The following is a 26,738-nucleotide window of genomic DNA, read 5'->3' as shown; positions in this document are numbered from 1 at the left end:
GAGAAGGGGAAAATGAGATGACAAATATAAGAAAGATTGCTGAACTTGCTGGAGTATCTGTTTCAACTGTTTCACGTGTACTAAATAATCATCCGTACGTAAATGAACAGAAACGAAAAGAAATTTTAGCGATTATAGAAGAATTAAATTACACGCAAAACGTGAATGCAATTCATTTAGTGAAAGGAAAAACGAATGTAATTGGCGTTTTATTGCCACACGTAAATGATCAATATTATAGCGCTATTATCGAGGGGATATCAAAAGAGACAGCAAAGAATAATTATAATATGATGCTTTGCCAGACGAATTATAGTGAAGAAAGAGAACTAGAAATTTTGAATATGTTAAAAATGAAAAAGCTTGATGGGGTTATTATTTGTTCTCGGACAAATAGTAAGGAGAAGCTTGAAGAATATACGAAATTCGGCCCGATTGTTATGTGTGAAGAAATAGATTCGAAGTATATTTCAAGTGTCCATATCGATTACTACAAAGTATTTTCACGTGGGATGAAAAGCTTAATAGATGCCGGTCATACACGTATTGGATATTGTATTGGAAGAAGTAATAGCGTTAATAGCCAAAGACGAAAGAAGGCGTACGAAGATTCGCTTCAACAGAGTATCGTAACATCGTTAGAGACCTGGAAATTTGAGGGATGTTTTACAGTGGAAGATGGACGCAATGTAATTAGAGAATGGGCTCATATGTCAGTAAAACCGACGGCGTTCCTTGTATCTTGTAACCATATTGCAGCGGGGATGGTTACAGAAGCAAAAAAACAAGGAGTTCGTATTCCAGAGGATATTACGATTATCGGGTGTGATGATCAAGAGGTGGCAGATATATTGGGTATAACGACGATTTCGCATTCTAGTAAAAACGTTGGAGTGAAAGCGTTTGAATTATTATATGAAAAGATTAATGAAGAGAAATTAGATGTGAAGCATATAGAGTTATTACCAGAGTTAGTAGATAGAGAAACGACATAATTGAGAAGGTGTGAAAATCGCTTTTCAAAATTTCGTTTGGTATAATTATGGACAATCTATGAGGGCTAAAAGGGGTTTTGATATGAGATCAAAAGTAGTAAAAGTAATTCTACTCATTACAATTGCATCTTTCTGTTTATTTGCATATGGCTTTGTTTCAGGTGTAAATGATGTATTAAATCCGAAAGCTTCAAATTTAATTAAAAAGACCGATGTAGTGGCAAAAGAGAAAAAGAAAATGGGAACGTTACAAATCGTTAGTTTAGGTGATTCATTAACGCGTGGCGTTGGTGATAAAGAAGGAATTGGCTATGTTGGGCGAATGAAAGAGGATTTACAAAAAGATTATAAGCAAAAAATTGCATTAACAAATTTAGCAGTTAGTGGTGCAAAAATGCCCGATTTATTAAAACAAATTGAAAGTAATGGCGCTCAATATTCAATTAAGCAAGCAGATGTAATTGTGTTAACGATTGGTGGAAATGATTTGTTCCCAGGCTGGGAATCACTTGGGAAAATAGATTTAGAGACGTATCGTCCTGACACAGAGACGTTTCAAAATGAAGCAAAGAAAATTATAGAAGAAATTCGTAAATTAAATACAGATAGTCCGATTTTTTGGCTTGGTTTATACAATCCTTTTGAAGATGTAGAAGATTTAAAAGGGTCTTCAAACATTGTTGTGGACTGGAATGCATCTTTAGAGAAATTAGCGCTAAACGATAAAAATGTGTATATTACACCGACATTTGATTTATTCCAAAACCGCGGGAAAGATTTATTATACTCTGATCATTTTCATCCGAACGAAGTAGGTTATACGTATATGGCAGAACGTTTAGTTCAAAATGTTGTAAGTAAATTAAAACTAGAACAAGGAGGGGTAAAATGACGACGATACTTTCTGTACGAGACTTGAAGAAGGTAATTGGAAAGAAGACTCTTGTAGAGAATATTTCCTTTGATGTAAAGCAAGGAGAAGTGTTCGGGTTCTTAGGACCAAATGGTGCTGGAAAGACGACTACCATTCGAATGTTAGTCGGATTGATTAAGGCGACAGAAGGTACGATTTCTATCGGTGGTTATTCGATTAAGGAAAATTTCAGAGAAGCGATGCGTCAAATTGGGAGTATCGTTGAAAACCCAGAGTTGTATACATATTTAACGGGATGGGAAAATTTAAAGCAATTTGCTCGTATGTTAGGTGATATATCAGATGAACGTATTATTGAAATTGCTGAAATGGTTCATTTAGATGAAAGAATTCATGACAAGGTAAAAACGTACTCACTTGGTATGAAACAACGCCTTGGAATTGCGCAGGCGCTCCTTGGAAATCCGAAATTGCTCATATTAGATGAACCAACGAATGGTTTAGATCCAGCAGGGATTAGAGAACTTAGGGAATTTATACATAAGCTTGTAAAAGAAGAAAATATGAGCGTGTTTATTTCAAGCCACTTGCTAAGTGAAGTGCAAATGATATGCGATCGCGTTGCTATTATTCATAAAGGAAAGATGATAACAGTTGCCAAGGTTGAAGAATTAATTAAAACAGCAAGTGATCGTGTAGAATGGATTGTTACACCGATTTCTAAGGCGAAAGATATGCTAGAAGCGGCCGAAGAAGTAAGGGAAGTGAGTGTAGAAGGCGATCGATTACTATGCCGCATGGATATTGCATCTATAAGTAGTTGGAATAAACACTTTGTCGCAAATGAAATAGATGTACATAGCGTTAAGGAGCTTGTATTTACGCTAGAAGATTTATTTATTGAACTCACAAGGGGTGAGCAGCATGCGTGAATTTGCGAATCTAGTTTTAAATGAATCAGAAAAGATTTACCGCAAGAAACGTATTTTTGTTGTCATGCTTATTTTAGCAATCTTGATCCCGCTTTTTGTGTATGCGCAGTATCGTGAAATAGAAACGACACAAAAAAGACTCGGTACAACTGATTGGAAGGTTTCATTGCAACAGCAAATTGTTGATTCTCAGAACCGGTTGAACAATTCTAGGTTGCCAGAAGAATGGCGTGATTGGTTAAAGGTAAGAGTTGAGCAACAACAATATTATTTAGATCATAATATTAATCCGATGGCACCGGGTGCACCGACTTTTGTCAGAGCATTTATTGAACAAGGAATTACATTATTTATTCCGCTTCTCGTAATGATTGTCGCCATTGATATCGTTTCAGGAGAACGAAGTGATGGGACGATGAAGATGTTACTTACGCGGCCGATTCGGCGCTGGAAAATACTCCTTAGTAAATACGTGACGATGTTATTTTTCATTTCGCTCATACTGTTTCTTGTAGGTTTGTTTGCTTACATATTATCAGGGCTTGTATTTGGGTACTCGGGATGGAATTTACCTGTTTTAATAGGATTCGTCATTGATAAGGAAACGTTAAATACGAACTTTGTACATCTTATTCCGCAGTGGCAATACATCTTAATGGCGTATGGACTAGCCTGGTTTGTTGCTATCGTTGTCGGAACTATATCATTTATGGTCTCTGTTTTAATTCGTAATACACCAGCTGGTATGGGCGTTATGCTAGCTGCATTAATTGCAGGCGGTATTTTAAGCTCGTTCGCAACATCTTGGGAAGGCGCCAAATATATTTTTAGTGTGAATTTATCATTAACGGATTATTTATCAGGAAAATTACCTGCATTACAAGGTTTATCGATGGGATTTTCTTTGATGAATTTAACTGTTTGGGCAGTTGTTTCTCTTGTTATTTCGTTCGTAGTATTTACAAGACAGGATATGGTGAATTAATTAGACAGGAAGTGACAGTATGGAAAATGTTTTAAAGAATGATTGGGAGCCATTATTGGCACCAGAATTCGAGAAAGAGTATTATCTTACTCTATCCAGTTTTTTGACAGAAGAATACAGCACGCATGTTGTTTATCCGAAGGTAGAAGATATTTTTAACGCTCTTCAGTATACAAGTTATGAAAATACAAAGGTTGTCATTTTAGGGCAAGATCCATATCATGGACCGAATCAAGCGCATGGTTTAAGCTTTTCTGTGCAACCTGGTGTTAAAACACCACCGTCATTGTTAAATATGTATAAAGAACTTCGAGATGAATATGGTTATGAAATCCCGAATAACGGTTATTTAGTAAAATGGGCGGAACAAGGAGTATTATTACTAAATACCGTATTAACAGTTCGTCAAGGCGAAGCAAATTCTCATAAGGGAAAAGGATGGGAGCACTTCACAGATCGTGTAATTGAACTGTTGAACGAACGTGAAAAGCCAGTTATTTTCATATTGTGGGGGCGCCATGCGCAGGCGAAGAAGAAATTAATTACGAATCCGAATCATCATATTATCGAATCTGTACATCCAAGCCCATTATCGGCAAGACGTGGTTTCTTTGGTAGTAAGCCATATTCTAAAATAAATACAATTTTAGCTAATATGGGCGAAAGAGAAATTGATTGGGAAATTCCAAATTTATAAATAGAAAAGGTAGTTAACAGTTGTTAACTACCTTTTTATTATCATTGTTGCTCGTTCTTTAATTTTGCATCTAGTACAAAAGTACCAAATGGGATAACTGATGAAACGAATGCTCCAAGTGCCCATAAAATTGATTTACGGTGTACGATTGTTACTTGAATTACTGCAAAGATGAATAGAATAAATAGAACACCATGAGCCATGCCTGTAATTTTAACAGCTGTTGCAAATCCTGCAAAATATTTTAATGGCATTGCTACAAATAATAGTAATAGGAAAGAAATACCCTCAACTAGTCCAATTGCTCTTAATCGTCCGATTGGTGTAGATAACATAAAGTAGCCTCCTTTAACGTATGCTTGTATATAGTAAATTTGTATTCTTTTTCAAAATAAAATAGTCTATTTTGTTTCATTATATACAAAAAGAAAGTTTACACTACGAGAATAGTGCAAAGTTCAAAATATAGTCACAAAAGCATGAGAATTTAAATAAAAACCTATTTGAAGTATTTGACTTCAAATAGGTTTTGTGAATGAAAATATTAAACAAGTACATCCGTTTTTAAAACGAATTTCTCTACAACTTTTGCAACACCATCATTCATATTTGTATCTGTTACGTAGTTTGCAATTTCTTTAATATCATCAGGTGCATTGCCCATTGCAACGCCAAGACCAGCAAATTCAATCATTGCTTGGTCGTTATAGCTATCGCCCATTGCGATAACTTCTTCACGCTTAATGCCAAGCTTTTGGATCAGTTTGTTTAAGCTCGTTCCTTTTGTAACACCGGCTTCTGTAAACTCTAAGAAGAATGGTTTCGAACGCATCACGCTTAATTGGCCTTCTAGTTGTTTTTGTAGTTTCTTTTCAACTTCAACAAGGCGCTCAGCCTCTTTATTCATTAATACTTTTACTACAGGCTCTTTAACTGCGTCTTTAAAGTCATCTACTACAACAATTGGCATACCGGTAATATCGCCCTCAATTTCAGTATAAGGATTATTTTCTTCCGTTACGATATCATCGCCCATATAAGTATGAATCCATACATCTTCAGTTTGACTAATTTCAAATAGGTTGTGAACGATTTCAGGAGATAGCGTACTACTAAAGATTTCTTCGTTTGTTTTACAGTTAATAATTTTTGCACCATTAAAAGATAGAATGAAACTGCCGTATTCTTCTAAACGAAGTTCTTTGGCTACATTGCGCATACCAAACGTTGGACGTCCAGAAGCAAGTACAACCTTTACACCTTGCTCTTGTGCAGTCATTAACGCTTCTTTCGTACGAGTTGAAATAGTATGGTCATCACGTAATAAAGTATCATCTAAATCTAAAACAATCATTTTATAAGTCATATAGAAAATTCCTTTCTTTAATTGAAATCAAAATACATGTTCATGAAGATGTTGAGGAATAATAGTAAGACATCAAACCTCTTTGAAAAGAAGTAGATAAATTATTATGAGTTGTTGCTCATAATATTGGTTAATAATCATTGGGGAAGAATAAAACCCCAATGATTAAAGTTTGATTTTATCGTAACAACTCTAAAGGTAGAGTGCAATAATGGAAGTTTTCCAATTTAAGATATTTGTTTTGCAGCGGAACGAGAAAATAGTATTTCTAGCAAGATTGCCATTACAGATCCAAGAACGAGACCATTACTTAAAAACGATGCTAGAAATGGTGGAAGTGTGGAATATGCTCCTGCTGGAACAAACATAACTCCGACTCCTGTAAAGATTGAAAGACCGGCTACTTTAAATAATCGTTCTTTATCCTGGACAGTTTCGTATTCTCGAAAGGCGAGACCAATCATGCTTGCGAATACAGGATAAATAGCGGCATAACCAACTGCAACAGGGATTGCTGCAAAGAATGAAGTAATCTTTGGAAATATACTAACGACAATAATAAAGCTTGACCCTAATATAAACGGGAGACGTTTATAAATATTAGTCGTTGCAATAAAACCTGCTGATCCAGAAATAGCGACAGGCCCAATAGCTGAAAATAGGCCGCCTAGCAATTGGTTGATTCCTGTTATAATGCCAGCTTGTTTAAAACGATCTAATGCAGCGTTTTCTTCATATTTAGAGACAACCTTTTGTACAACGCGAATACTTGCTAACATATTTGTTAGAAGTAAGAGTGTAACGAAAATGACCGTAATTACCATGTTCCATTCAACACGAGGCATTCCGAAAACAAATAAGGATGGAAAACGGATTATGTCTGTCACTGGTGTTATTGGATTAGATAATCCGAAACATGCGAATAATATCCAGCCGCATACGATACTGAAAAGAACGGAATATTGTCCAATAATAGGTAGCTTCATGATGAAAAAGGATAGTAAAATAACAATGAGTGAAAGAATAAATACGTTAGGTTGTACTTCTGTATGTTTTCCATCAAGGCCAAACATTCCCTTTAAGAAGGAGCCACTAAGCTGCGCGACAAGAAGAAATAAATACGTTCCAATGACTGTCGGTGTAAAATAGCGAACGAGTTTATCAATAAGTCCAAAAACGCTAAGAATAATACAAATAATACCGCTTAATAAGAAAGCATATTGAAGAACTTTAAGTGTCTCATTGCTTGATCCAAATAATACGACGCCTAAACTCGCATAAAGGGAGAAAATTCCCCACCAAAGGCCAGCAGGACCTTCTTGAATAGGAAGTTTATGCCCAAATATAGCTTGCAAGAGACCAGCAAAGCCTAGAACAAATAACGTTCTTTGTACGAATGCGATAGCTTCAGCACCATCAAGACCATAACTAGTTGCGACACTAATTGGTACAATAAGGCTTCCAGCTAAAATAAATAGTGCCCATTGTAAGGCGGAAAGAAATGTCTTCATTATATCAACCTCTTTCATAGATTCCGTATCTAGTATATACGTATTTTATTTCCACTGGCAAAGATTGTAGATAGAGAAAAGAGTTGAAACAAGGTATGAATGCACGTAAGCAATTATGGATAGCAGTTATATGTATGACTTTTGTTGTAATTCTAGGAACGATAGGATTTATGACGATTGAAGAGATTAGTTTGTTTCAAGCATTTTGGATGACAATGATTACTGTATTGACTGTTGGATACGGAGATTCCGTTCCTGTAACGCAAGCGGGGAAAGTATTTGCGCTCCTTATTATTCCTGTTGGCGTAGGTATTGTTACGTATGCAATTGGGGTAGTGGCAGCTATGATTATTGAAGGGAATTTATTTCATGCAGTACGGAGGAAGAAGATGGATAAACAAATAGCGCAGTTGAAAAATCATATTATAGTATGTGGTTGCGGTAGAGTGGGGCTTCAAGTTGTACATGAATTGCAAGAAAAGAATATTCCATTTGTCGTTGTTGATAAAGATGAAAGTATATTGGAGCAGGAAAAGCTTTTATTTGTACATGGAGATGCAACGGAAGATCAAGTATTACATAATGCCGGAATTTTAAAAGCAGCTGGTTTAGTTGCTATTGTTGCAAATGATGCCGAAAATGTATTTATTACATTAACAGCAAGAGGGTTAAACGATACGATTAAAATTGTGGCGAGATCTGAAAAGCCAGAAACTGAAGAGAAATTAAGGCGTGCCGGTGCAAATAAGGTTATTAATCCATCTAGTATGGCGGGTATTCATATCGCAAAAGGTATTGCAAATCCATTAACCGTTCATTATATTGATACAGTGTTGTATGGAATAGAACAGTCATTTGTCATTGAAGAAATTCTAGTTGGAAAAGATTCAATATTAGTTGGTAAATCGTTACTAGAGAGTAATGTAAGGAATCAGTTTGATGTAACAATATTAGCGATTTCAAGAAATGGGGATATTATACATAATCCAGCAGGGCAGGAAAAATTGAAAGAACATGATATGATAATAGTATTTGGTTCAGTAGAGAAGCTGGGACAATTTGAGAAAGAACTACAAAGTATGAGGTGATAAGGGATGCAAATATCAAGCGATAAGATTTTAAATAAAATGGCGAATGAAATTGCAAAGGCAAAAAGTAGTGAAGGACAAAAATCAAAAGAGCATTTATTAGTTGTACGTGCTTTATGCGATTTATTATTAGATGAGCAAGTTGAATCTTCTACGTATAGAGAGCCGCAAATTCAATCACAAATAATTGGATCACAGCCAGTAACGATGCAACCAATCGCACCGGTTTCTGGAGAACCAGTATATATAAAAGAAAGTGATGCAAACGGTAATTCTTTATTTGATTTTTAGGAGATAAATCGTTTGGCTTATATGTAAAAATTGCTTATGATAAAGGTAAAAAAGGGGAATTAAGATGAAAATTTTCTTTTTACTAGGTTGTATTGCAGCGGGGCTATCTGTTGCGTTAGGAGCGTTTGGAGCACACGGTTTAGAAAATAAAATTTCTGCAAAAATGTTAGAAGTTTGGAAAACAGGTGTTACATATCAAATGTTCCATGCAGTTGGGCTATTCGTAGTTGCATTATTGATGGATAAGATTCAATCATCACTTTTAACTACTGCTGGTTGGCTTATGGTAGCTGGGATTATTATGTTCTCAGGTAGTCTGTATGCGTTAAGCACAACAGGGATTAAGTTTTTTGGTCCAATTACACCTCTTGGTGGTGTAGCGTTTATCGTGGCGTGGATCTTAGTTGGAACTGCAGTTGTAAAAGGGTTATAAAGAACAAAAGCTGGCATATGCCAGCTTTTTTTATGGTCTTGGAGCATAAGTTGCTTGTTGACTAGGTAAATACGTAATTTCTTCTGGGAATTCTACATAATCTAAGTAAATCATTAATAGTAAATAACGTTTCCCTGATTGTGGTTCACTAATTACAATATGATCACGACCAGCAGCTTCGATAATACCTGTATACGATTGTGTACCGAGCGAGCTACCGCGCTCATAAGTCATTACAACTGTAGCTTGCTTGCCCTTGTTTAAGCGAAGGATGTTTTCAATATAGGATTGTTCTAGAGGTAACATGCCTTGAGAAATTGCATATTGGGCTTGCGCAGCTTGAGCTGCTTGTTGTTGCATCGCTTGCTGTTGTTGTTGCTGCCCAGCAGTCATTTGTTGCGGTTGTACATAAGTTCCAGATGGTTGATAAAATCCTGTTCCATAATACGGGTTTTGTTGCTGTGCCATTCAAAAATCCCTCCTCATTATCAATCCTTAATATACGCTAGGACAATCCTCGCCAGATGGCTGGAAGAAGCAGTGCTTTTTGAAGCGACCAGAGTTTTGTTGATTATACCAAGTTGGTGGACAAGGGCCTTCAGGTCTAAAAAACCATAAGGCAAAATTTGCAGGCCAAAAACGTTGTCCTTGAATCGTTCGCCTTGCTAAAGCGATATCCTGTTCTCTTGCACGTTGATAAAAATATCCTTTTTGCGTTGCCTCAAAACCACCAGGATTTTGATAAACCATTTGACGTAAATTACGTATTTTTTTAAAATCTAAACAATTTCCCCGGACACGATTTACCCCAACATTTCCGACCATTAACATACCTTGTTGCCCTTCTCCTTCGGCTTCAGCACGCATCAGTCTAGCTAATAGCTTTACATCTGCTTCGTTATACGCGATAACGCCCATTATGTGTCACCTCTCTTTTTGGAATACCTTGTGGAAAGAGGTTTATCTCTAGATGAAGTGTGTAACAATTACTAGTTCATACGTATGAGAAAAAGGACTCAGATATGACAACCAAAGGAAGTTTTACATTGAGAGTGGAAAATAAAAAAAGCTAGCGTGAGCCAGCTTTTTTATTAAAAAACTTTAGACCATAAGTTTGAGAAGAAATCTCCAATAGAGCGCATTGTTAAAACAAACCAATTTGCTTTTTCAACTTCTTCTGTCGTTTTTGCAGTAACTTTCATACTTTTACTACCGTCTAAGAAACCATATTTATCAGTTGATTCTAAAGTAATTGAGCCTACTTTGGTATCTTTCTTAATAGGAGCAACTAAATGTCCATCTTCAGAAAGAGATTTATCTAATTCAGTTCCAATTTTATAAGGATCTTTGCTACCTTTTTTCGCAATTACTGTTATTTCTTTTTCGGGTGCAACAGTTACTTGGTCTTCTTTCCCTTTTACTACAGAGATTGTATTGTTTTTATTAACTTTTAGTTTTTGTTTTTCAAAGTTATTAAATCCATATTCGATTAATTCACGAGATTCCGTGAAACGTTCATCCATTGATTTTGTTTTAATAATAACCGAGATAAGACGTACATCACCACGTTTAGCAGTAATGGTAAATCCGTATCCAGCTGTATCAGAACTTCCGGTTTTTAAACCATCAGTACCTTCATAAGCGAAAGCAGCTCCTGGTAACATCCAATTCCAGTTTTCCATACGAATTGGTTTTGGGTGATTGTCTGGGAAGTTTCTAAATCTTTGTTTTGTATCCTCTAGCATTTCTGGATACTTTGTAATCATTGCTTTTGAAAGCATACCCATATCACGAGCTGACATAGAGTTTTCTGCATTTGGATCAGTACCCTCAGGATGTTTTCCTTTTAAGTCAGCGTTATTTAAGCCAGTAGCGTTTACAAATTTATATTTCTTTAATCCTAGCTTTTTAGCATGTTCATTTGCAAGATTTAAGAAGTTTTTCTCACTTCCTGCAAGAAGTTCTGCTAAAGCAATACTAGATCCATTTGCAGAGAATATAACAATAGAATGATATAATTCTTTTACAGTATATTGACGTCCTTTTTCGAACGGTACATTAGAGAATTCATTATTACGAGAGACTTCATAAGCGTAATCAGAAATATTTACTTTCGTATCCCATGTGATTTTTCCTTCTTTAATTGCTTCTAAAACAGCGTAAACAACAATTAATTTTGACATACTAGCAATAGCTAGCAATTCATCTGGATTTTGCTCGTGAAGTATTTTTCCTGTATCTGCATCAAATAAAAGTGCAGCCGCCGCCTCAATATGTATTTTTTCTTCCGCATGGGATGTTGTTACTCTTAAGGGAGAAATTGACAATACAAGCAATAGTAAAATAGACAAGATTTTTTTCATATAGATTATCACCTTCGCATCGTTATTTAGCATATAGCTCGTATCATTTTAGCATATCTTTACATATAAAAAGGTTACAATTTTACAAGAAATTTGAAAAAATGTTGGTTTTTCTTCAAAAGTGCAGAAAAAAGGAGATTTTTGAGGATAAATATAGAGAAGAATAAAAAAAGGAACGAATTTCGTTCCTTTTCACCATTTATATGTGTAAAAATTTCTCTACTTTTTCGTCTGGTAAAATGTTTCCAACGAAGAATGTTCCAAATTCACCATAACGAGCACTTACTTCATCGAAGCGCATTTCGTATATAAGTTTCTTAAATTGAAGAACATCGTCAGCGAATAATGTTACGCCCCATTCGAAATCGTCGAATCCAACAGATCCTGAAATCACTTGGCGTACTTTACCTGCGTATTGACGCCCAATTTTACTATGGCTGTACATCATTTTTTTACGTTCTTCCATAGGAAGCATGTACCAGTTGTCATCACCTTGGCGACGCTTATCCATTGGATAGAAGCAAATATGATTTGCTTTCGGTAATTCAGGATATAAACGAGCTAAAATTTGAGGGTTTTGGTATGGATCCTCATCAGCTGGAAGGTAGTTGCTTAATTCAACAACAGATACGTAAGAATATGCAGGAACCATATATTCAGCTAAAGTTGTTTTATTCAATTCTGTCTCAATTTCATTTAACTCTTCCATTGTTGGACGTAAAATCATAAGCATAATATCAGCTTTTTGGCCAACAACTGTATACATTGCGTGACTACCTTTTTTCGCAGTAGCTACTTCGTTCCATTTTTCAACGACATTTAAAAATTCAGACACTGCTTGTCCGCGTTCGTCGCTAGATAATGTTTTCCATGCAGCCCAATCAATAGAACGTAAATCATGTAAACAATACCAGCCATCTAACGTTGTTGTTGCTTCACTCATTCTATTCACCTCAGTTAATGATAGTTTTACACGTTAACTATAGCATATATAGTTTTAAAATCATCTATATAAAACCTTGGCGCATAAAATTGTCACATTTAAGTGTTTAAGCAAGGTGAATTTAACGGCTGAATTTTATGAAAATATAATCATTTTTATTTTATCTATTTTTTGGGAGCTATAAGTTTAAAATATAGAAGAAAAGCAGTATTCTTAAAGATAGAGTTTTTTTAACATATGTAGGAGGGTTTATTCGTGAGCAACTTATTTACAACAGTAAAAGAAAAAGTTCAAGGAAAAGGCATTTCTATCGTACTTCCTGAAGGAACTGATGAAAGAATTTTAGGCGCTGCAGAGCGTTTAGCAAAAGAAGAGTTAGTAAAACCAATCTTAGTTGGTAATAAGGAAGAAATTAGCGCAAAAGCTGCTAGCATGAATTTAACATTAGCAGGCGTTGATATTTACGACCCAGCTACATACGAAGAAATGGATGCAATGGTAGCATCTTTCGTTGAACGCCGTAAAGGTAAAGCAACTGAAGAAGACGCTCGCAAAATCCTTAAAGACGAAAACTACTTCGGTACAATGCTTGTATACATGGGCAAAGCACACGGTTTAGTAAGTGGTGCAGCTCACTCTACAGCTGATACAGTTCGTCCAGCACTTCAAATTATTAAAACAAAACCAGGCGTTACAAAAACTTCTGGCGTATTCATCATGGTACGTGAAGAAGAGAAATATGTATTCGCTGATTGCGCAATTAACATTGCACCAAACAGCCAAGATTTAGCTGAAATCGGTATCGAAAGTGCGAAAACTGCTGAGTTATTCGGCATTGATCCACGTGTTGCTATGTTAAGCTTCTCTACAAAAGGTTCTGCGAAATCTCCAGAAACAGAAAAAGTTGTAGAAGCAACTCGCATTGCAAAAGAAATGGCTCCTGAGTTAACTTTAGATGGAGAATTCCAATTCGATGCTGCATTCGTACCATCTGTAGCTGAGAAAAAAGCTCCAGGTTCTACAATTAAAGGTGATGCTAACGTATTCGTATTCCCAAGCTTAGAAGCTGGTAATATCGGCTACAAAATCGCTCAACGTTTAGGTAACTTCGAAGCAGTAGGACCAATCTTACAAGGCTTAAACATGCCTGTAAATGATCTGTCTCGTGGATGTAACGAAGAAGAAGTGTACAAGTTAGCTTTAATTACAGCAGCTCAAGCACTTTAATTCTATAATGAATTGAAATAAAGACCGTCGCTATTATAGCGACGGTCTTTATTTTTCTAAGCCAAGTGCTTTATTATTACGATCAATAATACGTTGTAAATTCGTCTCATATAAAGGAATCTCGTCTATTGTTAATTGAGATGTTGTTAACTTTGGAGCGAACTGCTGCAATGTTTTTAAAAGACGCATCATTAAATCTTGTACTGTAATGGTTTCACCAAGTAATTCTGAGAGTGAGGCCATCGTACTTGGTACAATTTCAGGGTATGTAAAGCGTGTTTCTTCCCCTTGAATTGCTAGGTTGTAGAAATCACGAACGAGTGCGGCACGCTCAGAGCCACTTCCGGTAGCGCAGAGGTAAATTTGGACAGCGACACCGCCGCGAATACGACGTTGTGAAATACCAGCGAATTTTTGATCGCGAATACTTAAGTCATAACTACCAGGACAGTAAGAGCCAACAATTTCTTTTGCCTCGATAGTAACGTCGTAATCCTTTAACATCTCCTTAATCAAATGCCACATTGTATCGTATCCAAGATCAATATCGATACCTTTTTCTGTTTCTTGAAATAAAAGTGATACATTTAAAACACCTTCATCAAGCACGACCGCAAGCCCGCCAGAATTACGAACAATAACATTGAAGTTGTTTTGTTTTAAAAAAGAAATACCTTCTTCTAAATGCGGAAGGCGTGAATCTTGAATGCCAAGGACAATTGTATTGTGATGAACCCAAGAACGCATTGTTGCGGCTGACTTGCCATTTCCAATGCTTGTGCATAATGTGTCATCCATTGCGAATGACTGAAGTGCATGGAATGTTGGTCCCAAACTAGACTGATCTACAATGCGCCACTCTGGCTGAGATAAAATGGAACGGGAATTGCTCATATAACTAACCCCTTATCTTTAAAATGACAATCTCTATTATAGCAAAAAATGAAAAATGGAGTTTTCTCACATATAAAGGGGGAGCTTAGAGGTGAAATAATAAAAAGGATGCATTGCATGCATCCTTCTTATTCTGCAATTTTTTCTAAATTACCGTTTCGGTCCATTCGGAAAGATGTTTGAGAACGTTCTTCGTCATCCATGACTGCCAATTTACGAGCACGGTTCATAATGTTCATAAGTGTTTCGTAATCTTCTTGTACAGTATGAGATTGCTTTTCTAATTTTTCTAGTTTCTTTTCTAGTTCCTCATTCCGAAGGATTTGTGCTTTAATTTCTTGTTTCAATCTCGTATTCTCGTTTTCAAGAGCTGTCACTTTTATATTTGAAGATCCGACTGTTTGTAAAAAATAAATAACATCTTGCATTGTCATAGAGCTTCTTGCAGCAGGAGCAGTAGATTCTTGATATGGAATAGCTTCTTTATATTGTACGATTGATTCTTCTTGTACTAATTCTTCATAATCAGTTATCGAATCTGAAGCTGGTGGTGTATAAAGTAAACGTTTTTTCGCTTGTTCACCGCTTGCAGCACGCATTTTATCTTTACGATGTTTTTTTGCTAGTTGAAGAGCTTGTTCATAGCTATAGCGAACGACAGCATTCCAGCGGAAACCACAAGCAGCAGATGTACGATTTAACTGATCCCCTACTTCCTCAAATGCATTTAATTGCGTACTTCCTTCTCTAACATGACGAAGTACCGTTTCAGCAAGTAATAAATCATCCTCATCTGTCCAAGCATCTTGTCTTACTTTCATAGATTCAACTCCCTTTCTTTTTATGAACTTCCTATTTTTATAATGGGCAAAAAAATAAACTTTTATACAAAGCTTTTAAAAATATGGTAGATTTCGATGAAAGGTAAAAATTTTCCCATGAATGGTGAGCGCTTCTGTAGGAGAGCATATAAATATGTATCATTATGTAGAGAATAGGCTTTGTAGGGAAACTTGCAACGAGCTTCAAAGAGCGGTAAAATACCATTTAGTGTTTATTTTTAAATGTACTTGAGAAAAGTTTAAAATAGAGGAAGTGTTATGTAATGGGAAACGAGTTTCGCGTGTGCGATGACTGTCAGGCAACGAACATTAAAACGTTAGTTCCGAAGTTAAAAAAAGTAGATTCATGTGCAACGATTGAAGTTGGATGTCAGTCTTACTGTGGTCCTGGTCGTAAAAAATCATTCGCATTTGTAAATAACCGTCCAGTTGCGGCTCCAACAGAAGATGAGTTAATCGTGAAAATTGAAGCAAAGTTAAATAAGTAAGAAAAAGAAGAGTGAAAAGATTACTCTTCTTTTTTTATGCCCATAAGAGGAATGATTTATTCTGCGAAAGTACTCTTGTGTGGACGAACATTTTCTAAAGGATGAACATAACTTTTGTATTAAAATACCAATTTGTATAAATTTATATTTCAAAATAATGGTTGACAGTCTTTTAAAGCGATAGGTAGAATAGAAGTGTCTGATTCTGAGAATCATTATCAGGGAAATAACAATTCACCTAATTTTTTTATTACTATTTGAGAATAAATTTCATTTCAATAAATATATGTTGTTGGTTAGGATGGTTGAGGGATGGAAGCGAGCGCAAGCAGTATAGAACAGCAAGAAGAGAATGTTAAAGAGATTAAGAGCAGACCGCTCATCGCTTCTATTATTTTAGTAGCGGGTACAATTTTGTTAGCTTTAAGCATGGCAGTTTCTATTTCTTTTGGGGCTGCAGATATTAGTTTAAAGACTGTATGGCAAGCTGTATTTCAGTTTGATGGATCTATTACACATCATAACGTAATTCAAGAGCTTCGCATGCCTAGAGCAATAGGGGGCGTAGTTGCAGGTGCCTTTTTAGCGGTATCAGGAGCAATTATGCAAGGTATGACGCGAAATCCACTTGCTTCACCATCGTTAATGGGGATTACAGATGGAGCTGTATTTGGAATTGCAATTATGTATGCATTTTTCCCTAATTCACCTTATTTAATGTTTGTTATCGCATCTTTTATTGGAGCTGCGTTTGGTGCAAGCATTGTATATGGAATTGGATCTTCTTCACCAGGTGGATTAACACCTGTGAAATTAGCTTTAGCAGGTGCAGCTATTAGTGCTTTATTAGGGGCAATTTCATCTGGAATCGCGTTGTATTTCAATCTTGCCCAAGAGGTGAGTATGTGGAATGCAGGCGGAGTCGCTGGAGTGAAATGGCAAAGTATTAATATGTTAGTGCCAATTGGCCTTGTTTGTCTTTTTATCGCAATTATGATGTCGAGATATATTACAATTTTGAGCTTCGGTGAAGAAATTGCGATTGGACTTGGTCAAAATACGACATTGATTAAATTTATCGGAACAGTACTTGTTCTTGTTTTAACGGGTTCCGCAGTTTCCATGGCAGGATCAGTTGGATTTGTTGGTCTTGTAATTCCGCATATGACTCGTTTCCTCGTAGGCTCGGACTATAGATGGGTTATTCCATGTTCTGCGGTCTTAGGTGGGCTGTTAATTGAATGTGCAGATATGTTATCTCGCGTTATTAACCCGCCATTTGAAACGCCAATTGGAGCAATTACAGCGCTAATTGGGGTTCCATTCTTCCTCTACTTAGCACGTAATGAAGGGAGAGGAAAGATGTGAGGACGAGTGTCTTAACAAAAAAGAACATTTCTATATTAACGATTTTAGTAGGACTAATCGTTTCTATATTTCTTATTAGTTTAAATACAGGAACTTTTAAAATCCCGCCAATGGACGTATTAAAGTCATTGGTTGGACTAGGGGCTGAAGATCAGTCTGTTATTTTATTTGAATTCCGTATGCCGCGTATGGTAATTGCTATACTAGTCGGATCTGCTTTAGCTATGTCAGGCGCGATTTTGCAAGGTTTATCACGAAATCCGCTTGCTGATCCAGGTATTATAGGTATTAATGCTGGAGCGGGATTAACAGTTGTTATATTCGTCTACTTCTTCTTCGGAAAAGTAGGGACTGGTACATTTTTATCTGTATTCATTCTTCCATTCTTCGCACTAGTTGGAGCGATATTAGCAGCGGTAATTATTTATTTACTAGCATGGAAAGACGGCGTTTCATCGACTCGATTAATACTAGTCGGTATTGCCGTTGCAGCTGGATTTGGAGCTGTTAGTTTAATTTTCTCTATGAAGATGACATCTAACGATTTTCGTTTTGCTACGATTTGGCTGGCGGGAAGTCTATGGGGTACAGATTGGAAATTCGTATTAAGTGTACTTCCATGGATGGTTATTTTCTTACCGCTTGCTATAAGTAAAGCACACATATTAAATGTAATGAACCTAGGCGATTCTACAGCAGTTGGCCTTGGTGTAAACGTAGAAAAAGAAAGACGTAAATTATTATTTATTGCAGTTTGTTTAGCAGGGGCATCTGTTGCTGTTGCCGGCGGAATTGGCTTTATCGGTTTAATGGCCCCGCATTTAGCAAGGCGCCTTGTTGGTGGTAAACATCAAATTATGTTGCCCACAGCTGCGCTAATAGGAACGTTTTTACTTTTATTCGCAGACGTAATTTCAAGAAGTGTACTAACAACTTCAGAAATACCAGTCGGTCTTGTTATTTCTGTAATTGGTGCACCGTATTTTATTTATTTACTTATGAGGACAAAATAAAGGGAGGCTTTTCGTATGGCAACTTTAGCGGTGGATGCGGTATCGGTTGGCTATAATGAAGGTTTAATTATTGATGGATTAACAGTTGAAATTCCGGAAGGGAAAATTACAACAATTATTGGACCAAATGGTTGTGGGAAGTCCACATTATTAAAAACGGCGTCTCGTATTTTGAAGGCAAAGCAAGGTACTGTTTATCTTGACGGAAAAGCAATTGAGAAACAGCCAACGAAAGAAATTGCAAAGAAAATGGCGATTTTACCACAAACTGCAGAAGTGCCAACGGGTCTTACTGTATTTGAGCTTGTGTCATATGGAAGATTCCCTCATCAAAAAGGGTTTGGCACGTTGAAAGAAGAGGATTATCGCTACATTAACTGGGCACTGGAAGTGACAGGAATGAAAGAATTTGCGAATCGTCCAGCAGAAGCGCTATCAGGCGGTCAACGTCAACGTGTTTGGATTGCAATGGCTCTTGCACAAGGAACAGAATTACTTGTATTGGATGAACCAACGACGTACTTAGATATGGCTCATCAATTAGAAGTATTAAACTTATTGAAAAAGTTAAATGAAGAAGAAGGTAGAACGATTGTTATGGTTATCCATGACTTAAATCACGCTTCTCGTTTCTCAGATCATATGATTGCATTAAAAGCAGGTAAGTTAATGAAACAAGGAACGCCAGATGAAGTTATGACAAGTGAAACACTTCGTAACGTATTTGAGATTGAAGCTCAAATCGTTCCATGTCCAGTAAACTGTAAGCCAATTTGTTTAACATATGATTTAGCGATGATTAGTAATCAATTGCGTAAAAAAGCATAAGTAGAACCCCCTCGTGAAGAGGGGGACTTCTAATGGACGTTGAGCTTCTTATATAAGAATGGGAAGTTGAACGCCCGTTAGAATGGGTTATTAACAACAATTAATAAATATATATTAATTAATTGTTATCTTTGTTTCTTATAGTTCGTTGTAACTTATAAGATAAATACAGCTAGAAGGAGTGGGAACATGAAGAATTTTAAAATGGCACTATTAGCAATGGTACTAGTTGTGACTTCTGTACTATTTGCAGCTTGTTCTAACAAAGAAGAAGAAAAGAAAGCAGATGCAAAGACTGAAGAGCGCACTGTAAAACATGCAAAAGGGGAAATTAAAATTCCTGCAAACCCAAAGAAAATTGCTGACCTTAGTGGTTCAACAGAAGAATTATTAATTTTCGGTATGAAACCGGTTATTACTGCTAATACATCTCAAGAAAAAATTGATGCACATATTGAAAAGAAACTAAAAGACGTTAAACCAGTTGGTTCTGCTTGGGGCGATAAAATTAACATCGAAGCAGTAGCTGCTGCAAAACCAGATTTAATTCTTGTAAATAATCGTCAAGAAAAGATTTATGATCAATTATCTAAAATTGCACCAACAGTTATGTTAAACACTCCATTAGATCAATGGCGTCCAAAATTTGAAGAAGTAGGTCAAATCTTCGGTAAAGAAAAAGAAACAAAAGAATGGTTCAAAAAGTATGATGAAAAAGCAAGCAAATTACATGACAAAATCGTCGCTAAAACTGGTGAAGCAACATTCATGAAAATGGCTGCGTATCCAAATGCTTTCCGCGTCTACGGTGACTACGGTTACGGTAGCGTAATCTTTAATGATTTAAAACTACCAGCAGTTAAAGGTACACCAACTGATAAACCACTAGTACAAGTACAAAAAGAAGCTTTAATCGATTACAACCCAGATTACTTATTCGTATTTACAACTGGTGACGGTTCTCAGCGCTTAAAAGAATTTCAAGAAGAATCAATTTGGAAAAACATGAACGCTGTTAAAAACAACCACGTATTCACAATTAAAAATGAAGACTTAAACAAAGGTTACTTCCCATTAGGGAAAGATATGATCTTAGACGAAGTTGCTGAATTCGTTTTAGGTAAATAATGTATAAAGGAAATCACTTTTACTTCGGTAAAGGTGATTTTTTCTTTTTATAAAGGTAATTAATACAGTCTTTCATTTCTTTCTGTTTCTCATTTCGTTTATAATATAAAGTAAGAATGTAGTAAAGAAAGGGGGATGTCGGAAAGTGGTATATTTAAACGACAAACTCAGCGAAACAAAAGTGTTTAAAGACCCAGTACATAAATATGTGCACGTGCGTGATCGTGTTATTTGGGATTTAATCGGAACGAAAGAATTTCAACGCTTGCGCCGTATTAAGCAGCTTGGAACGACATTTTTTACATTTCACGGTGCAGAGCATAGTCGCTTTACTCATTCGTTAGGTGTATACGAAATTATTCGTCGTATGATTGATGATGTATTTGATGGCAGACCAAATTGGAATGCTGAAGATAGATTGTTATGTTTATGTGCGGCATTACTTCATGATGTCGGCCACGGCCCATTTTCTCACTCGTTTGAAAAAGTATTTTCATTAGATCATGAGAAATTTACGCAAAAGATTATTGTTGGCAATACGGAGATTAATGATGTATTAAGTCGTGTTGATAAGGAGTTTCCACAAAAGGTAGCAGATGTAATTGCAAAAACGTCTACTAATAAATTAGCGATTAGTATGATTTCGAGCCAAATTGATGCGGATCGTATGGATTATTTATTAAGAGATGCTTATTTCACAGGCGTAAAGTACGGAAACTTCGATATGGAACGTATACTGCGTGTAATGCGTCCGTATGGGAATCAAGTAGTCATTAAAAATAGTGGTATGCATGCTGTTGAGCATTACATTATGAGTCGTTATCAAATGTATTGGCAAGTATATTTCCACCCGGTAACGCGAAGTGCAGAAGTTATTTTAACGAAGATTTTACACCGTGCGAAATCACTGCACGAGAAGTATTATACATTTAAAAATCATCCTGTTCATTTCTATTCTTTATTTGAAGAAGAAGTAACAGTAGAGGATTATTTAAAGTTAGACGAAAACGTTATGTATTACTACTTCCAAGTATGGCAGGAAGAAGAAGATCCAATTTTAAGCGATTTATGCCGTCGTTTTATGAATCGAAATCTATTTAAATATGTAGAGTTTACAGATAAACACGGTTTAGATAATTGGATGGAATTAAGTAGTTTATTTAAAAAGATTGGACTTGATCCGGAGTATTATTTAGTAGTTGATTCAACATCAGACTTACCGTATGACTTTTATCGTGCAGGAGAAGAAGAAGAGCGTTTGCCAATCCTACTTCTTATGCCAAACGGAGAGCTTAGAGAGCTTTCACGTGAATCGGATATTGTTGAGGCGATTACAGGTAAGAAAAGAACGGACCAAAAGCTATTCTATCCACATGATTTAATCTATGAAGATGGAAGAAAAGGAAAATATAAAGAGAGAATTATTGAGTTGTTAGAAGGAAAGAAATAAGAAGCAGCTAGTGGCTGCTTCTTATGAAAAACTTGAAATTATTTGTCGCTTAAGCGTTTTCCGCCAACTGCATAATGGTTTTTAGACATTTCTTCGATGAAAACAACGATGTTTTCTTCAGGAGCACCAGTTGTTTCGCTTACTGCTGCTGTTACTTTCTCAGCAAGAGCTTTCTTTTGTTCTTCTGTGCGTCCTTCTAGCATTTTCACTGTTACGTATGGCATGTACAATCGCTCCTTTTATGTAAGTTACACTCTTATTATAGCGGATTATGGGGAAGAACAATCGAAAAAACAAATAATTTCTTTTTTTGACATATGGAAGAGGAGATGAAGTATGGATCAGTTATTTAGATATCCATTGCACGAAATTCCGTTAGTAGCAATGGCAATTATTATTGCACTATCCGTTCACGAATTTGCACATGCATATGTTGCATATAAATTTGGAGACGATACAGCAAAGAGACAAGGGCGTTTAACGTTATCACCGATGGCCCATTTAGACCCTATCGGTTTGATTGCAGTATTAATTCTTGGATTCGGTTGGGCAAGACCAGTTCCTGTTAATCCATATAACTTTAAAAGACCGCGTCTGGCAGGTATATTAGTTTCAATTGCAGGGCCGATTAGTAACTTAATTTTAAGTGCAATTGGTTTAATTATTTGGTATAGCTTATTAAAATTTGGTGTATTATACTCAATTCCATCTGCAGTGGCAGATACGTTAGCTCAATTTTTCCAGATTTTTATTATGCTGAATATCGTTTTACTTGTATTTAACTTATTACCAATCCCGCCACTTGATGGATATCGAGTTATGGAAGATTTAGCGCCAGCAAATATTCGCGCGAAAATGACACAGTATGAAAAATACGGGGCAATTGCGTTATTAATTCTTGTTATTACACCGCTTAGTAATTATACAATTCAACCTATTTTTCAGGTAGTTATTCCGCATGTATTTGTATTTTTAGATAGCATCATTGCGCCTATTTTTGGCCTTTTATAATTTTTAAGTGAGGAGGATTTTACATATGACAGAGAAAAAGAAAAAAATCGGTTTTAATATCGTGAAAAATGATTCAACAGATGGACATGGTGGATTTGGTGTTGGGGCATTAAGCTTAGAAAACATTTCACCTGTATTTGTTGATGTACTAGAGAAGACTGCATTCGTTGATATCGGTGCGATGCATGCGCGTAGTACAGTAGAAAAAGGTATTAAGTTTTTAACAAATAAAGATGAAGTTCCAAACGGAAAACCATTTTGGCTTGTTTGGGTAACAATTGAAAGAACTGCGACAGGTGCGTATTACGCAGGTGTAACAGCTTGTGAAATGACAGTTGATCGTGAGATTCGCCGCGGATATAAATCACTTCCAGAACACGTAAATAAAATGGATAAATCATTGAAGCGTCACATTATGGTTGACCATATGGATGAATCATCTAAAAAGGTACTTGGTACGTTCTTGAAAGAACATAATGAAGCGATTTGGAACGAATCTAGTGAAGAATTGCGCCGTGCATTATTAAGTGAATAAAAAATAGCTGACGGGTGCCCGTCAGCTATTTTTTTTACCAAGGAAGATATTTTTTCCACCAACTTGTTTTTTTCTTTTCTTCAGTCGTTTTTTCAAATTCTTCTTTATCATCAACGTGATCCATACAATATTCAGTCGGTTCGGTACCTTTAGCGAAATACATTTTCACAGAAATAGGACAATTTTTTGTAGCAATTTTACCGTTCTCTGGATTGATATTAACCGCTACGACGTCACTTGGTTGTTTAAATTCTTTTTTAGGCTGTCCATCTAAGCCTTTCTCCATCGTATCAGTCCATATTTTCTTCGCATATCCTTGTTCTGCTACGTTTGAAATAGATTTAGGTTGATCATATCCGACCCATACACCTGTTACGATTTGCGGAGTAAATCCGATCATCCAACTATCCGTTTCAGTAGAACCAGATTTGCCGGCATATGTTCTTGATAATTTTGATAACATCGATTGGCCAGTTACAGCAGCATAGCTGCTTAGTTTCTTATTAAACATACCAGTCATCATTTCTTCCATTACAAACGCTTTGCTCTTGTCGAGAACTTGTTTACTCTCTAAATGAGCATCGTATAATATATTTCCTTCATGATCCATAATGCGGCGAATGAAAGTAGGTTTTACTTCTTTTCCACCGTTTGCGAACATGCTATAAGCGTTAACCATTTCAATTGGTTTTACTGGTGATGTACCGAGAGCTAGAGAAGGCACATCTTTTAATGCACTTTTAATTCCAAATTGTTTCGCTGTTTTTGCTAGCGTGTCATCTCCTAAAAACAAATTCGTTTTCACAGCATAAATGTTATCAGAGACTGCGAGAGCTTGTGCCATCGTTACGAAATCATCTGCATAATAATCTTTATAGTTCTTCGGTTTATACTTTGAAACGCCGTCACCTAGGGTGAATACAGTATATTCGCTTTTTAAGCGCGTAGCAGGCGTGAATCCTCGTTCTAATGCCGCATAATATAGAAATGGCTTAAATGTAGAACCAGGCTGACGAATGGCTTGTGTAGCCCTGTTAAATTGACTCATATTATAATCAGTTCCACCAACAAGAGCAGCCACTTCACCTGTCGTTGGATTCATAGAGACGAGAGCAGTTTGTATGTTTGTTGTGTCAGGTATATGATCTTTTACAGCTTGTTCTGCTACAGCTTGTAGTTTAGGGTCTAGCGTTGTATAAATTCGTAAGCCACCTCGTTGTAAAGCTTGTTCGTCTAATCCAACATCACGAAGAAGCGAAGCTTGTACAGCATCTTGGAAATATGGTGCGACCTCTGCTACTTTTTTCGTATCTAATGAGGCAAAAGTTAGTGTCTCTTTCTTCGCTAAGGTTGCTTGTTGCTTCGTAATATATCCTTGCTTCACCATTTCATCTAATATGAGAGCTTGTCGTCCTTTAGCGCGATCCTCTTTCAAAAAGGGAGAATAGACACTTGGCCCTTTCGGGATACCTGCCAGCATACTAGCTTCTGCTAATGTTAACTCTTTTGCCGTTTTATCGAAATATAGACGGGACGCAGCTTCGATGCCATAAGCGCCATGTCCGTAATAAATTGTATTTAAATATCCTTCTAAAATATGATTTTTATTATAGTTTACTTCAAGGCGGATAGTGTACATTGCCTCTAATAATTTTCGTTTCCACGTTTTATCATGATCTAAATACAGATTACGTGCGTATTGTTGTGTAATTGTACTAGCTCCTTGTACCTTTGCCATCGCTTTTAAATCAGCAACAATTGCACCTGCAATCCGTTTCACATCGAAGCCGTGATGTTTATAAAATCTTTGATCTTCAATAGAAAGGGTCGCTTCTTTTACATAAGGTGAAATTTCATTAAGAGAGACATTGTAACGTTTTTGAATTTCGTTACTTTGTCCAATAACAGTATCATCGTTTGCGTAAAAGACGCTTGTTTGCGGGACCGCAACAGGAGGAGGTCCCATAATTTTTGCAACTATAATAATAACAAAAAAAGAAAAAACGAAGAAAAGGACGCACGAAAACATTGCGGTGAAGAAAAGACGTTTATATTTTTTAAGTTTTGGATTCATAGTTTGATCCATCTTTTTTCAGCCCCTCATTAATACAAGCGTTATTGTATTAGTATTGAGGGTTTTCGTTTATTTTAAACAATGAAATTTCGAAAATAAAAAGCTCCTTCCATTAAGAAAGGAGCTCAAAGGCACGTGCTGGCCAATCGGTAATGATGACATCTACACCATAATCAATCATAGTTTGTAAATCTTTGTATTCGTTAATTGTATATGGACGGAAAACATATCCTTGCTCTTGTGCTAACTGCACAAATTCTTTCGTTAATAACTGGAAGTTTGGATGTAATCCACTTGCTTCTCTATGTTTTGCTTCGGAAATTGGATCAGTAAGTGGTGTATCATATAAAATTGCTCTTGGGATTTCAGGAGCAATTTCTGCTAATAATGAAACAGAGTCATGGTTAAATGATGAAAATACAATTTGATTAGAAAGATGATATTCACGCACAAGTGCAACAGCTTTTTCCTCAATATTTGGGTAATGAATAACATCTGTCTTTAATTCAATATTTAGTTGTAAGTTCGTTGTGGAAAGCCAAATGAAAACCTCACGCAACGTTGGGATTTTTGCTTCATGGAAAGAAGGGTCTTTATAGCTACCAGCGTCCAATAATTGTAGTTCCTCTACCGTTTTTTCAGAAACAAGTCCAACGCCATTTGTTGTACGATCGACGGTTTCATCGTGAATTACGACAAGTTCACCATCTTTTGATAAGTGGACATCGAGTTCAATTCCGTGAGCACCAATGCGTTCTGCTTCTTGGAAGGCAATCATCGTATTTTCGGGATGTGTTCCTTTTACTCCGCGGTGAGCGAAAATAAGTGGTTTACTCATGTGAAATTCTCCTTATTATCTCTTTTCTTTTATTATGAAACTGCTTTAGGGAAAATACAATTGAATATGACAAACATTTACAAAAGTCTAACAGTTGCAGGAAAGTTAACGTTAACGTAAAATGTAATAATCAAGTGAAGGGAGGAATAAACATGTATAAAATTGATGAAGTAACAAAGCAAGTCGGTTTAACAAAACGTACACTTCGTTATTATGAGGAAATTGGTTTAATTCATCCCCCAGAACGTAGTGAGGGAAATATCCGTCTGTATACGGATGAGGATATTGCCAGAATTAAAAGAATTGTAGAAGCGAAAGAAGTGCTAGGAATCACACTTCAAGAAATGCAGCATTTCTTATCACTAAAAGAAAGAATGGAGCAAAGAAGAAATAGCGAAAATCCTCGTGATCGTGAAGTGATTCAAGAAATTAAAGATATGCTTGAAAAACAAGTGCAAACGTTAGACGAAAAAATGGAGCAAATGCAACGTGTAAAGGCAGAACTAGAAGATAGTTTACATCGTGCAGTAACATTTTTAGAGAGCACAAAAGGAGAGTAATCAA

Annotated in this window: 30 protein-coding genes; 18 read left to right on the top strand and 12 right to left on the bottom strand. The window is 36.2% G+C overall.

Annotated elements, in window-relative coordinates; all coding sequences use genetic code 11:
• Positions 1-17: 17 nt before the first annotated feature.
• From MR136_RS10140 to MR136_RS10120, 5 genes are read left to right on the top strand one after another with little or no spacing between them, the layout of a single operon-like run.
• Positions 18-995, top strand: coding sequence for a LacI family DNA-binding transcriptional regulator (locus MR136_RS10140; protein WP_000181979.1), 978 nt, complete (start codon positions 18-20; stop codon positions 993-995).
• Between the two features lie 10 nt (positions 996-1,005).
• A complete protein-coding gene (locus MR136_RS10135; protein ID WP_002180592.1) occupies positions 1,006-1,887 on the top strand; it encodes an SGNH/GDSL hydrolase family protein in 882 nt (293 codons plus the stop codon).
• On the top strand, positions 1,884-2,801 hold the full coding sequence (locus tag MR136_RS10130) for an ABC transporter ATP-binding protein (RefSeq protein WP_000207717.1): 918 nt from the start codon (positions 1,884-1,886) through the stop codon (positions 2,799-2,801). The genes MR136_RS10135 and MR136_RS10130 overlap by 4 nt, the downstream gene beginning before the upstream one ends.
• On the top strand, positions 2,794-3,786 hold the full coding sequence (locus MR136_RS10125) for an ABC transporter permease subunit (protein ID WP_061457933.1): 993 nt from the start codon (positions 2,794-2,796) through the stop codon (positions 3,784-3,786). Before MR136_RS10130 ends, MR136_RS10125 begins: the two co-directional genes overlap by 8 nt.
• A gap of 19 nt (positions 3,787-3,805) precedes the next feature.
• On the top strand, positions 3,806-4,483 hold the full coding sequence (locus MR136_RS10120) for a uracil-DNA glycosylase (protein ID WP_000432519.1): 678 nt from the start codon (positions 3,806-3,808) through the stop codon (positions 4,481-4,483).
• 41 nt (positions 4,484-4,524) lie between these two features.
• Here the strand turns inward: MR136_RS10120 and MR136_RS10115 are convergent, their stop codons facing one another.
• From MR136_RS10115 to MR136_RS10105, 3 genes are all read right to left on the bottom strand, one after another.
• The gene (locus MR136_RS10115; RefSeq protein WP_000953396.1) at positions 4,525-4,818 is read right to left on the bottom strand and encodes a DUF3817 domain-containing protein; all 294 of its coding nucleotides are present in this window, start codon (positions 4,816-4,818) and stop codon (positions 4,525-4,527) included.
• A 209-nt stretch (positions 4,819-5,027) separates the two neighbouring features.
• On the bottom strand, positions 5,028-5,849 hold the full coding sequence (locus tag MR136_RS10110; protein ID WP_000221407.1) for a Cof-type HAD-IIB family hydrolase: 822 nt from the start codon (positions 5,847-5,849) through the stop codon (positions 5,028-5,030).
• 227 nt (positions 5,850-6,076) lie between these two features.
• Positions 6,077-7,360, bottom strand: coding sequence for a purine/pyrimidine permease (locus MR136_RS10105; protein ID WP_061457932.1), 1,284 nt, complete (start codon positions 7,358-7,360; stop codon positions 6,077-6,079).
• A gap of 95 nt (positions 7,361-7,455) precedes the next feature.
• Between MR136_RS10105 and MR136_RS10100 the strand changes: the two genes are divergently transcribed.
• The 3 genes from MR136_RS10100 to MR136_RS10090 all read left to right on the top strand — a co-directional run bounded on the left by MR136_RS10100 (position 7,456) and on the right by MR136_RS10090 (position 9,172).
• A complete protein-coding gene (locus MR136_RS10100) occupies positions 7,456-8,448 on the top strand; it encodes a potassium channel family protein (protein WP_002180590.1) in 993 nt (330 codons plus the stop codon).
• 6 nt (positions 8,449-8,454) lie between these two features.
• On the top strand, positions 8,455-8,739 hold the full coding sequence (locus tag MR136_RS10095; RefSeq protein ID WP_001167345.1) for a YwdI family protein: 285 nt from the start codon (positions 8,455-8,457) through the stop codon (positions 8,737-8,739).
• A 64-nt stretch (positions 8,740-8,803) separates the two neighbouring features.
• Positions 8,804-9,172 (top strand): DUF423 domain-containing protein, encoded by a 369-nt coding sequence (locus tag MR136_RS10090; protein ID WP_000688320.1) that lies wholly within the window; start codon positions 8,804-8,806, stop codon positions 9,170-9,172.
• A gap of 30 nt (positions 9,173-9,202) precedes the next feature.
• On the opposite strand, the gene gerQ is transcribed toward MR136_RS10090, so the two are convergent.
• The 4 genes from gerQ to hemQ form a co-directional block, all read right to left on the bottom strand.
• Positions 9,203-9,640 (bottom strand): spore coat protein GerQ, encoded by a 438-nt coding sequence (gerQ, locus tag MR136_RS10085; RefSeq protein WP_000068638.1) that lies wholly within the window; start codon positions 9,638-9,640, stop codon positions 9,203-9,205.
• A gap of 27 nt (positions 9,641-9,667) precedes the next feature.
• Entirely contained in the window at positions 9,668-10,090 is a 423-nt protein-coding gene (gene cwlJ / locus MR136_RS10080; protein WP_000538153.1) for a cell wall hydrolase CwlJ, read from the bottom strand.
• A 173-nt stretch (positions 10,091-10,263) separates the two neighbouring features.
• Positions 10,264-11,535 (bottom strand): serine hydrolase, encoded by a 1,272-nt coding sequence (locus MR136_RS10075; protein ID WP_061457931.1) that lies wholly within the window; start codon positions 11,533-11,535, stop codon positions 10,264-10,266.
• 199 nt (positions 11,536-11,734) lie between these two features.
• Entirely contained in the window at positions 11,735-12,478 is a 744-nt protein-coding gene (hemQ, locus tag MR136_RS10070) for a hydrogen peroxide-dependent heme synthase (protein WP_001287595.1), read from the bottom strand.
• Positions 12,479-12,733: 255 nt separating this feature from the next.
• Between hemQ and pta the strand changes: the two genes are divergently transcribed.
• Complete coding sequence (gene pta, locus MR136_RS10065) at positions 12,734-13,705, top strand: phosphate acetyltransferase (protein WP_000067215.1); 972 nt, start codon at positions 12,734-12,736, stop codon at positions 13,703-13,705.
• A 48-nt stretch (positions 13,706-13,753) separates the two neighbouring features.
• Here the strand turns inward: pta and lipL are convergent, their stop codons facing one another.
• Both lipL and MR136_RS10055 read right to left on the bottom strand, forming a co-directional pair.
• Positions 13,754-14,599 (bottom strand): octanoyl-[GcvH]:protein N-octanoyltransferase, encoded by an 846-nt coding sequence (gene lipL, locus MR136_RS10060; protein ID WP_000071951.1) that lies wholly within the window; start codon positions 14,597-14,599, stop codon positions 13,754-13,756.
• Positions 14,600-14,727: 128 nt separating this feature from the next.
• On the bottom strand, positions 14,728-15,420 hold the full coding sequence (locus MR136_RS10055; protein WP_000868358.1) for an RsfA family transcriptional regulator: 693 nt from the start codon (positions 15,418-15,420) through the stop codon (positions 14,728-14,730).
• A gap of 284 nt (positions 15,421-15,704) precedes the next feature.
• Here MR136_RS10055 and MR136_RS10050 point away from each other — a divergent pair, with 284 nt between their 5' ends.
• The 6 genes from MR136_RS10050 to MR136_RS10025 all read left to right on the top strand — a co-directional run bounded on the left by MR136_RS10050 (position 15,705) and on the right by MR136_RS10025 (position 21,716).
• Entirely contained in the window at positions 15,705-15,929 is a 225-nt protein-coding gene (locus MR136_RS10050) for a YuzB family protein (protein ID WP_000526071.1), read from the top strand.
• A 312-nt stretch (positions 15,930-16,241) separates the two neighbouring features.
• Positions 16,242-17,297, top strand: a complete 1,056-nt coding sequence (locus tag MR136_RS10045) for a FecCD family ABC transporter permease (protein WP_000388294.1) — start codon at positions 16,242-16,244, stop codon at positions 17,295-17,297.
• Positions 17,294-18,310, top strand: coding sequence for a FecCD family ABC transporter permease (locus MR136_RS10040; RefSeq protein WP_001260757.1), 1,017 nt, complete (start codon positions 17,294-17,296; stop codon positions 18,308-18,310). Before MR136_RS10045 ends, MR136_RS10040 begins: the two co-directional genes overlap by 4 nt.
• 15 nt (positions 18,311-18,325) lie before the next feature.
• Positions 18,326-19,138, top strand: a complete 813-nt coding sequence (locus MR136_RS10035; RefSeq protein ID WP_000212068.1) for an ABC transporter ATP-binding protein — start codon at positions 18,326-18,328, stop codon at positions 19,136-19,138.
• A 189-nt stretch (positions 19,139-19,327) separates the two neighbouring features.
• Positions 19,328-20,266, top strand: coding sequence for an ABC transporter substrate-binding protein (locus tag MR136_RS10030; protein WP_000787724.1), 939 nt, complete (start codon positions 19,328-19,330; stop codon positions 20,264-20,266).
• A gap of 145 nt (positions 20,267-20,411) precedes the next feature.
• The gene (locus tag MR136_RS10025) at positions 20,412-21,716 is read left to right on the top strand and encodes an HD domain-containing protein (protein WP_000262742.1); all 1,305 of its coding nucleotides are present in this window, start codon (positions 20,412-20,414) and stop codon (positions 21,714-21,716) included.
• Between the two features lie 38 nt (positions 21,717-21,754).
• Here the strand turns inward: MR136_RS10025 and MR136_RS10020 are convergent, their stop codons facing one another.
• Positions 21,755-21,940 carry a 2-hydroxymuconate tautomerase gene (locus tag MR136_RS10020; RefSeq protein ID WP_001147171.1) on the bottom strand — a complete coding sequence of 62 codons (186 nt, stop codon included), beginning with the start codon at positions 21,938-21,940 and terminating at the stop codon, positions 21,755-21,757.
• A gap of 112 nt (positions 21,941-22,052) precedes the next feature.
• On the opposite strand from MR136_RS10020, the gene MR136_RS10015 reads away from it, so the two are divergent.
• Both MR136_RS10015 and MR136_RS10010 read left to right on the top strand, forming a co-directional pair.
• A complete protein-coding gene (locus tag MR136_RS10015) occupies positions 22,053-22,727 on the top strand; it encodes a site-2 protease family protein (RefSeq protein WP_000372444.1) in 675 nt (224 codons plus the stop codon).
• Between the two features lie 25 nt (positions 22,728-22,752).
• Entirely contained in the window at positions 22,753-23,262 is a 510-nt protein-coding gene (locus tag MR136_RS10010) for a YwhD family protein (RefSeq protein WP_000136678.1), read from the top strand.
• A 34-nt stretch (positions 23,263-23,296) separates the two neighbouring features.
• On the opposite strand, the gene MR136_RS10005 is transcribed toward MR136_RS10010, so the two are convergent.
• Together MR136_RS10005 and MR136_RS10000 are read right to left on the bottom strand one after the other, a co-directional pair.
• Positions 23,297-25,348 (bottom strand): transglycosylase domain-containing protein, encoded by a 2,052-nt coding sequence (locus MR136_RS10005; protein WP_000372956.1) that lies wholly within the window; start codon positions 25,346-25,348, stop codon positions 23,297-23,299.
• Between the two features lie 100 nt (positions 25,349-25,448).
• Positions 25,449-26,174 (bottom strand): glycerophosphodiester phosphodiesterase, encoded by a 726-nt coding sequence (locus tag MR136_RS10000; RefSeq protein ID WP_000042779.1) that lies wholly within the window; start codon positions 26,172-26,174, stop codon positions 25,449-25,451.
• A gap of 152 nt (positions 26,175-26,326) precedes the next feature.
• Between MR136_RS10000 and MR136_RS09995 the strand changes: the two genes are divergently transcribed.
• Entirely contained in the window at positions 26,327-26,734 is a 408-nt protein-coding gene (locus MR136_RS09995; protein ID WP_000276560.1) for a MerR family transcriptional regulator, read from the top strand.
• Positions 26,735-26,738: the final 4 nt, after the last annotated feature.

Origin of the sequence: Bacillus cereus group sp. BfR-BA-01311 (assembly GCF_022664295.1) — a bacterium.
GTDB lineage: Bacteria > Bacillota > Bacilli > Bacillales > Bacillaceae_G > Bacillus_A > Bacillus_A cereus.
The sequence above is the reverse complement of the archived record's forward strand: the minus strand, read 5'-3'. Positions and strand labels throughout refer to the sequence as shown.

Bases quoted from the DNA above. Each gene is read 5' to 3' on its own strand.
- gerQ (WP_000068638.1), bottom strand. From the start codon at position 9,640: ATGGCACAGCAACAAAACCCGTATTATGGAACAGGATTTTATCAACCA.
- MR136_RS10000 (WP_000042779.1), bottom strand. From the start codon at position 26,174: ATGAGTAAACCACTTATTTTCGCTCACCGCGGAGTAAAAGGAACACAT.
- MR136_RS10075 (WP_061457931.1), bottom strand. From the start codon at position 11,535: ATGAAAAAAATCTTGTCTATTTTACTATTGCTTGTATTGTCAATTTCT.
- lipL (WP_000071951.1), bottom strand. From the start codon at position 14,599: ATGAGCAATTCCCGTTCCATTTTATCTCAGCCAGAGTGGCGCATTGTA.
- cwlJ (WP_000538153.1), bottom strand. From the start codon at position 10,090: ATGGGCGTTATCGCGTATAACGAAGCAGATGTAAAGCTATTAGCTAGA.
- MR136_RS10015 (WP_000372444.1), top strand. From the start codon at position 22,053: ATGGATCAGTTATTTAGATATCCATTGCACGAAATTCCGTTAGTAGCA.
- MR136_RS10045 (WP_000388294.1), top strand. From the start codon at position 16,242: ATGGAAGCGAGCGCAAGCAGTATAGAACAGCAAGAAGAGAATGTTAAA.
- MR136_RS10095 (WP_001167345.1), top strand. From the start codon at position 8,455: ATGCAAATATCAAGCGATAAGATTTTAAATAAAATGGCGAATGAAATT.
- MR136_RS09995 (WP_000276560.1), top strand. From the start codon at position 26,327: ATGTATAAAATTGATGAAGTAACAAAGCAAGTCGGTTTAACAAAACGT.
- MR136_RS10105 (WP_061457932.1), bottom strand. From the start codon at position 7,360: ATGAAGACATTTCTTTCCGCCTTACAATGGGCACTATTTATTTTAGCT.
- MR136_RS10090 (WP_000688320.1), top strand. From the start codon at position 8,804: ATGAAAATTTTCTTTTTACTAGGTTGTATTGCAGCGGGGCTATCTGTT.
- MR136_RS10055 (WP_000868358.1), bottom strand. From the start codon at position 15,420: ATGAAAGTAAGACAAGATGCTTGGACAGATGAGGATGATTTATTACTT.
- MR136_RS10050 (WP_000526071.1), top strand. From the start codon at position 15,705: ATGGGAAACGAGTTTCGCGTGTGCGATGACTGTCAGGCAACGAACATT.
- MR136_RS10020 (WP_001147171.1), bottom strand. From the start codon at position 21,940: ATGCCATACGTAACAGTGAAAATGCTAGAAGGACGCACAGAAGAACAA.
- MR136_RS10010 (WP_000136678.1), top strand. From the start codon at position 22,753: ATGACAGAGAAAAAGAAAAAAATCGGTTTTAATATCGTGAAAAATGAT.
- MR136_RS10005 (WP_000372956.1), bottom strand. From the start codon at position 25,348: ATGGATCAAACTATGAATCCAAAACTTAAAAAATATAAACGTCTTTTC.
- MR136_RS10110 (WP_000221407.1), bottom strand. From the start codon at position 5,849: ATGACTTATAAAATGATTGTTTTAGATTTAGATGATACTTTATTACGT.
- MR136_RS10100 (WP_002180590.1), top strand. From the start codon at position 7,456: ATGAATGCACGTAAGCAATTATGGATAGCAGTTATATGTATGACTTTT.
- MR136_RS10120 (WP_000432519.1), top strand. From the start codon at position 3,806: ATGGAAAATGTTTTAAAGAATGATTGGGAGCCATTATTGGCACCAGAA.
- MR136_RS10125 (WP_061457933.1), top strand. From the start codon at position 2,794: ATGCGTGAATTTGCGAATCTAGTTTTAAATGAATCAGAAAAGATTTAC.
- MR136_RS10115 (WP_000953396.1), bottom strand. From the start codon at position 4,818: ATGTTATCTACACCAATCGGACGATTAAGAGCAATTGGACTAGTTGAG.
- MR136_RS10035 (WP_000212068.1), top strand. From the start codon at position 18,326: ATGGCAACTTTAGCGGTGGATGCGGTATCGGTTGGCTATAATGAAGGT.
- MR136_RS10030 (WP_000787724.1), top strand. From the start codon at position 19,328: ATGAAGAATTTTAAAATGGCACTATTAGCAATGGTACTAGTTGTGACT.
- MR136_RS10130 (WP_000207717.1), top strand. From the start codon at position 1,884: ATGACGACGATACTTTCTGTACGAGACTTGAAGAAGGTAATTGGAAAG.
- hemQ (WP_001287595.1), bottom strand. From the start codon at position 12,478: ATGAGTGAAGCAACAACAACGTTAGATGGCTGGTATTGTTTACATGAT.
- MR136_RS10140 (WP_000181979.1), top strand. From the start codon at position 18: ATGACAAATATAAGAAAGATTGCTGAACTTGCTGGAGTATCTGTTTCA.